At 55.7% G+C, this 357-nt stretch carries 1 protein-coding gene; it reads left to right on the forward strand.

All coding sequences use genetic code 11. The features are described 5' to 3' along the window. The coding region (locus KH400_RS22720) for a hypothetical protein (RefSeq protein ID WP_217228511.1) at nucleotides 1-256 on the forward strand (256 nt) is incomplete at its 5' end. Between the last annotated feature and the right edge of the window lie 101 nt (nucleotides 257-357).

A 357-nucleotide genomic window follows, 5' to 3' on the forward strand; every position in this document is an offset into this window, starting at 1 on the left:
CAGCGGTATCGGGCGGCCAATGCTGGCAAGGGGCCTAATATACGTCAATCTGCTACTGGCTGTGCTGGTGGCGTTTGTCGCCAGCTATCTCCATTTCGAGTGGCTCCATGTGCACTGCACCGACTCGCCGACCGGCGTTGTTTGCCAGATGGAGGCACGGAGCGATGTGCCACCAGTCAAACCGGCATCGCTGGTGCTGGTCTCCGGCCACCAGGTTCGCGTGCTTTCCTATAAAGAGCTCGAAAAAACGCTGTAAGGGATCTCTGATGAAACGAACGCTGAAAAATACCTTGCTGCTGTTGCCACTGCTTGTCGTGCTGCTGTTTGTGGTCGGGATGTTTATCAACAGTCTGGGCT

Source organism: Desertibacillus haloalkaliphilus (genome assembly GCF_019039105.1).
Classification (GTDB): Bacteria; Bacillota; Bacilli; order Bacillales; family KJ1-10-99; genus Desertibacillus; species Desertibacillus haloalkaliphilus.